The sequence below is a fragment of the Croceicoccus estronivorus genome, from assembly GCF_001625325.1.
In the GTDB taxonomy this organism is placed as follows: Bacteria; Pseudomonadota; Alphaproteobacteria; order Sphingomonadales; family Sphingomonadaceae; genus Caenibius; species Caenibius estronivorus.
On sequence record NZ_JRQQ01000010.1, the window covers coordinates 171202 to 177490 of the forward strand.

General features: G+C 59.0%; 5 protein-coding genes. 2 read left to right on the top strand and 3 right to left on the bottom strand.

What is annotated here, in order from left to right; all coding sequences use genetic code 11:
* The first annotated feature begins 125 nt into the window (after window positions 1–125).
* A complete protein-coding gene (locus MB02_RS18190; protein WP_407919342.1) occupies window positions 126–683 on the top strand; it encodes a transferrin-binding protein-like solute binding protein in 558 nt (185 codons plus the stop codon).
* A gap of 148 nt (window positions 684–831) precedes the next feature.
* On the opposite strand, the gene MB02_RS15555 is transcribed toward MB02_RS18190, so the two are convergent.
* Complete coding sequence (locus tag MB02_RS15555; RefSeq protein WP_067539753.1) at window positions 832–1254, bottom strand: nuclear transport factor 2 family protein; 423 nt, start codon at window positions 1252–1254, stop codon at window positions 832–834.
* 159 nt (window positions 1255–1413) lie between these two features.
* Window positions 1414–1788 carry a hypothetical protein gene (locus MB02_RS15560; RefSeq protein WP_067539761.1) on the bottom strand — a complete coding sequence of 125 codons (375 nt, stop codon included), beginning with the start codon at window positions 1786–1788 and terminating at the stop codon, window positions 1414–1416.
* 221 nt (window positions 1789–2009) lie between these two features.
* Here MB02_RS15560 and uvrA point away from each other — a divergent pair, with 221 nt between their 5' ends.
* Window positions 2010–4919 (top strand): excinuclease ABC subunit UvrA, encoded by a 2910-nt coding sequence (gene uvrA / locus MB02_RS15565; protein WP_067539764.1) that lies wholly within the window; start codon window positions 2010–2012, stop codon window positions 4917–4919.
* Window positions 4920–4935: 16 nt separating this feature from the next.
* Here the strand turns inward: uvrA and MB02_RS17535 are convergent, their stop codons facing one another.
* On the bottom strand, window positions 4936–6210 hold the full coding sequence (locus tag MB02_RS17535; protein WP_082826247.1) for a reverse transcriptase domain-containing protein: 1275 nt from the start codon (window positions 6208–6210) through the stop codon (window positions 4936–4938).
* Window positions 6211–6289 lie beyond the last annotated feature (79 nt).

Below are 6289 nucleotides of genomic sequence, written 5' to 3' on the forward strand. Positions count from 1 at the left end.
GGAACTTCGGGGCGCCTGCACCCGGCGCCACGCGCCCGCTGGATGAAGGGGCCGTCGCGCACTATTACCTCGACGCCGACGAAATCGAAGTTGCCGTGCCGGGTGGTGCGACGGTGCGTTTCGGGATGGCCGACTACAATCCGCTGATCTCGACCGATAGTGTCGATGTGTTCGAGAAGGACGGCCATTCCCTGCAGATCGCGCGCCCGGCGGTGGGCGGCGTCGATCTCAGCTATACCCGTATCGCGACGTTCCTGGACCAGGCATCTCCTGCGCCGACTGCCGAACTTGCGGTGTTCGGTGTCACGACGCAGGCTGAAGACGTGCCGACGACTGGTTCAGCGACCTATACGACGGCCATGAGCGTGGGCGGATACAAGGGCGGTTTCTATAATCTCTCCGGCTCCAGCGCCACGTTCACGGCCAATTTCGAAGGGGCTACCGTGGCAACCGACCTCACGCTGGAAGGGACGCCGGTCGAAGGCGGCGCCTTGACTGCATTCACTTCCCTGCATGGGACCGGGGCCATATCGGGCGCTGGATTCTCCGGCGGTTTCGGCGAAGGCACGACCGGCGGATTCGCGGGTGCGTTCTTCGGCCCGGAAGCCGGGGAAATGGCCTACTCGTTCCAGGCGGAAACGGGCGACGAGTTCGTCTTTGGCCAGGTCTGGGGCAAGAAGTAAGGGGCGGCCTGCCTGCGGTTCATTGCGGACACAGGCGCTCGATCGTGCAGCCGTGGCTTCAGGATGAAGCCCGGTTGCACGGAAGAGACGGCCTGAAACACGCCGTAATTCCGAAGCAGACCGGCATTGAGCTGCCGTGCAGTTGTATTCAGGCCGGGGTGAAGACCCAGCCTCTCACCTGGGTACGTTCCCGAAAACGCCAGCCTGACGGTGTGCGGACCAGCTTGTCTTCGTACCACAGGCCATTGAACATCGTCTTTTCCACGCCACCCTCATTGGCGGTCATCGGTACGATGGCGGCGGACCGTGCGGATGCCTCGTCTCCATCGAGATCGATCATCACGGCGCTTGTCATATGCTGTGTCCCGGCCAGGCTTTCGACGATCGGGCGCAGGAAAGCCTCGACATCGGAGACGCCACCCTTCGGGCCGTCGAATGCCGTGAAGTCCAGAGCGGCGTCTTCAGTGAACAGCGCGCGGAAAGCAGGCCAGTCCTTCAGGTCGAGGGCATGGCAATAACGGGCGATGACTTCGTTGATTTCCAGCCGATCGGCAACTTCACGCAGGTCCATGGGGCATTCTCTCCGGTTCAGGGCGGCTTGCGGCACGCTCTCTGCTTGTGTGATCCCGGCCCCTTAAGCAGGAGCCAAGGATCATCGCCACCTTCTTTTTCAGTTATCCGTTCCGGCGTACAGGTGTTGCTGCCGTGGCAGACGGGCCTTGCTGACGCCTTACTGACCTGCTGCGCAACGGCTGTGATTGCCGCGCTTGCACGCTTCCACATCGGCGCGCCATTGGGCCATTGCCGCGTCGTAATCGGCCTTGGCCCGCGCGGTGGCCGCCTCCTGTTCGCGAATGGCGGCTTCGCGCTGCTGTACCGCCTCGTCATGCGCTTCCTGGCTGGCGGTGTTTTGTTCCAGCTGCTGCCTGGCCAGCTCCGCCTGTTCCCGGTTCAGCCGGGCGCGTTCGGGCGCCTCGGGGTCCGGTGCTTCCGCCGTGGCCTGTGGGGCAGCGGCAGGTTCTTCCTGCGCGGCAAGCGGGGTGAAACCCAGCACGGCAAATGCTGCGCCGAAGACGACGAGATTGTGAGACAGTTTGATGGTCATGATATTCTCCGCGAAACCCGGTCGTAAGAGTGCTTCAACTTGCGGTTCATTGCAAACCGGGATCGCGGGAACCCCATGAAACAGGGCCGATCCTGTGGAACTTAACCCTATCCGTTAGCGCGGCCTTGACGAATGCGAACATTTGCGGAACATTGCCTGGGCCGGGGGTGCGGTGATCGTGCCTCTGGACTCTTTCCCTCCAAGACCCCAGATCGCGCTCCATGCCTCTTACAACCATTTCCGTCCGCGGCGCCCGGGAACACAATCTCAAGGGCGTGGATATCGACCTGCCGCGTGACAAGCTGATCGTCATCACCGGGCTTTCGGGCTCCGGGAAATCCAGCCTCGCCTTCGATACGATCTATGCGGAAGGGCAGCGGCGCTATGTGGAGAGTCTCTCCGCCTATGCGCGGCAGTTTCTCGAAATGATGCAGAAGCCGGACGTCGAACATATCGACGGCCTCAGCCCCGCGATTTCGATCGAACAGAAGACGACCAGCCGCAATCCGCGCTCGACTGTCGCGACGGTAACGGAAATCTATGACTACATGCGCCTGCTGTGGGCCCGGGTGGGGGTGCCCTATTCCCCGGCCACCGGCCTGCCGATCGAGGCGCAGACGGTTTCCAACATGGTCGACCGGGTGATGGAATTGCCCGAAGGGACGCGGCTCTACCTGCTCGCCCCCGTGGTGCGCGGGCGCAAGGGCGAATATCGCAAGGAACTGGCCGAATGGCAGAAGGCCGGCTTCACCCGCGTGCGGATCGACGGCGAGATGTACGAGATCGAAAGCGCCCCGGCGCTCGACAAGAAGTACAAGCATGACATCGAAGTGGTGGTCGACCGGCTGGCCGTGCGCGAGGATATCGAAACGCGGCTGGCCGACAGTTTCGAAACCGCGCTGAAGCTGGCCGAAGGGCTGGCCTATGTCGATCTGGCCGATGGCAACGTGCCGGGGCGCGATGCGGACCAGGGCGGCCCCAACGCGACCGGGGGCCAGCTGAAAGGCGCGGGCATTCCCGCCAACCGCATCGTCTTTTCGGAGAAGTTTGCCTGCCCGGTATCCGGCTTCACGATCGAGGAGATCGAGCCGCGGCTGTTCAGCTTCAACGCGCCGCAGGGGGCCTGCGCGGCTTGCGACGGGCTGGGGGAAAAGCTGCTGTTCGACCCGCAACTGGTGGTGCCGAACGAAAATCTCACGCTCAAGCAGGGCGCAGTGGCTCCCTGGGCCAAGAGCAACCCGCCGTCGCCCTATTACATGCAGGTGCTGTCCAGCCTGGCGCGGGCCTATGACTTCGATCTGACGACGCCGTGGAACGCGCTCGAACCGGACCAGCGGATGATTATCCTGCACGGCACGGGCGGCATGCCGGTGGAGCTGACGTTCAAGGACGGGAAGAAGGAATACACCGTCTCCAAGCCGTTCGAAGGGGTGATCGGCAATCTCAACCGCCGGATGCTGCAAACCGACAGCGCCTGGATGCGGGAGGAACTGAGCAAGTACCAGACGGCCCAGCCGTGCGAGACCTGCGGCGGCAAGCGGCTGAACGAGAAGGCGCTGGCGGTGAAAGTCGCGGGGCAGGACATTGCCGGGCCGACGCAGCTTTCCGTGTCCGATGCACTGGCGTTCTTCGCCGGGCTCCACACCCGATTGAGCGAGCAGCAGAACCAGATCGCCAGAGCCATTCTCAAGGAAATCAACGAGCGGCTGGGGTTCCTCAACAACGTCGGGCTGGACTATCTCAACCTCGACCGGACGAGCGGCACGCTTTCGGGCGGGGAAAGCCAGCGCATCCGCCTGGCCAGCCAGATCGGCAGCGGGCTGTCCGGCGTGCTCTACGTGCTGGACGAACCCAGCATCGGCCTGCATCAGCGTGACAACGACATGCTGCTGGAAACGCTGAAGCACCTGCGCGATCTCGGCAATACGGTGATCGTCGTCGAACATGACGAGGATGCCATTCGCGCCGCGGACTACATCGTCGATCTCGGCCCCGGCGCCGGTGTCCACGGCGGGCAGGTGGTGGCCGAAGGCACGCTGAAACAGATCCTGAAAAGCAAGGACAGCCTGACCGCCGCCTATCTCAACGGCACGCGGGAAATCGCTGTGCCGAAACAGCGGCGCAAGGGCAACGGGCACAAGCTGACCGTCCATGGCGCGCGGGCGAACAACCTGCGCGATGTCACCGCGTCGATCCCGCTCGGCACGTTCACCTGCGTGACGGGGGTGTCCGGTTCGGGCAAGTCCAGCTTCACGATCGACACGCTGCACGCCGGGGCCGCGCGGCAGCTCAACGGGGCGCGGATCATCGCCGGGGCGCATGACAAGATCACCGGGCTGGAATTCTGCGACAAGGTGATCGAGATCGACCAGTCGCCCATCGGCCGCACCCCGCGCAGCAACCCGGCGACTTATACCGGCGCGTTCACCCAGATCCGCGACTGGTTCGCGGGCCTGCCGGAAAGCCAGGCGCGCGGGTACAAGCCGGGCCGGTTCAGCTTCAACGTCAAGGGCGGCCGGTGCGAGGCATGCCATGGCGACGGCCTGATCAAGATCGAAATGCACTTCCTGCCCGACGTCTATGTGACGTGCGAGGAATGCCACGGCAAACGCTACAACCGTGAAACGCTGGAAGTGAAGTTCAAGGGATTGAGCATTGCCGACGTGCTCGACATGACGATCGAGGATGCGGAGGAATTCTTCAAGGCCGTCCCGCCGATCCGTGACAAGATGCACATGCTGAACGAAGTCGGGCTCGGCTATGTCAAAGTGGGCCAGCAGGCGACCACGCTGTCCGGCGGGGAGGCGCAGCGGGTGAAGCTGGCCAAGGAACTCAGCCGCCGTTCAACCGGGCAGACGCTGTATATTCTGGACGAGCCGACCACCGGCCTCCATTTTGAGGATGTCCGCAAGCTGCTGGAAGTGCTGCACCGGCTGGTGGATCAGGGCAACAGCGTGGTGGTGATCGAACACAATCTGGATGTCATCAAGACCGCCGACTGGCTTCTGGACCTCGGCCCGGAAGGCGGCGTGCGCGGCGGCGAGATCGTGGCGGAAGGCACGCCGGAGCAGGTCGCCGCGAATGAGCGCAGCTTTACCGGGCAGTATTTGAAGGGGATGTTGGGGAAATGAGTGGGATATGAATTTTTTATTGATCCCAGCCGAATGGATCGAAATCTACTCCCGTCATTCCTGAATACCCTAAATAAGATGCGGCTAAATCTTGTTTCCCTTCGTCTATCTTTTGTTTTGCTATTTCAATAGATTTTTTTGAGTACGAAAGAAATGAATTTGATATTTTTCGGTCTACATTTATAATTGTCTCAATATCATTGCAAAATCGATAGTGGTTTGCCCATCCTCGAGACATTCCAGATATCTTTGAGAGTGTGCGCGGAATTGAGTAATTAGTGTTAAATTCAGAGGCACTTTGCGAGCTTTTTATCATCTGAAGTGAAAGGGATGCTACATCCATTGTTCTTTTTAATATGCTATTGCGCGATTTTTGAGAAGGTCGAATCATTCTATTATTGAACTCTATTCCCAAATACTCAAATTTCTGACTTACCTCTATTGGGGTAATTGATGTTTTTTCGTGCGAAAATTCCATTCCCTTGTCTTGAAGCAGTTTTTTCGCTTTACGAAAGCGTGCGGAAGCGGCTCGCCCAGAAGGGGCGATGATGATGATATCATCTACATAACGAATGCACGAGCAGTCACCCATATTGAGTTCCTTGTCGATGTCACTCAATACGAGATTTCCCAAGAATGGTGACAGACATACTCCTTGCCCAACCCCAATGTCGCCATAAGGAAAAGCGTCTTTATGTCGCCATATTATTTCATGGTTGTCGAGATCGACTTTGATTGCGCGATTGAAAAGTTCAATGAATTTAGGATCTGAGCTGTATTTCGATATTTTTAGCGCAGCGTCTGATTTTCGAATATTAGAAAAAAATGATGCAATATCCGCTATAATAACATGAGTTCCACCCGATATTATCGCATCCATTACAGCCTTTATCGCTGCGGGGACCCCTGCGAGTTCAGTGCTGCTACGTTTTGGAACGCCGCCGAAACTGGTTGGTTGAAATGCTTCCGCGCGTAGAGTTGGATCTGAGATCAGAGCATCCAATATACATCTTTGGACCAACCTATCCTGCGCACGCGGAATCACAATTGGCCGGACACTGCCTGGCTTATTAGGTTTTTCTAAGGCGATTCCCCTAGCGGGCGAAAACTCGTAGGTTCCGTGTTGAATCTTTGTGGATATTGAGCGGATGTTTGAATCCTCGGAAGTCGAGAACTTTTCGATATCGTCTTTAACGTAGGGAGAAGAAGAGCGGTTGCCATTAACTTTAATGGTTTGCCAAGCCTTCTTAAGGTTGCCGTGCTTCCGAATGAATGCCAGAAAATCGGTGATTGCATTCCTCCCAGTCTCTGGGCCCCGCTCTCATCGACCCATCCGACTTGCGCTATCCTCTGGGCAACGTGACTGGGTC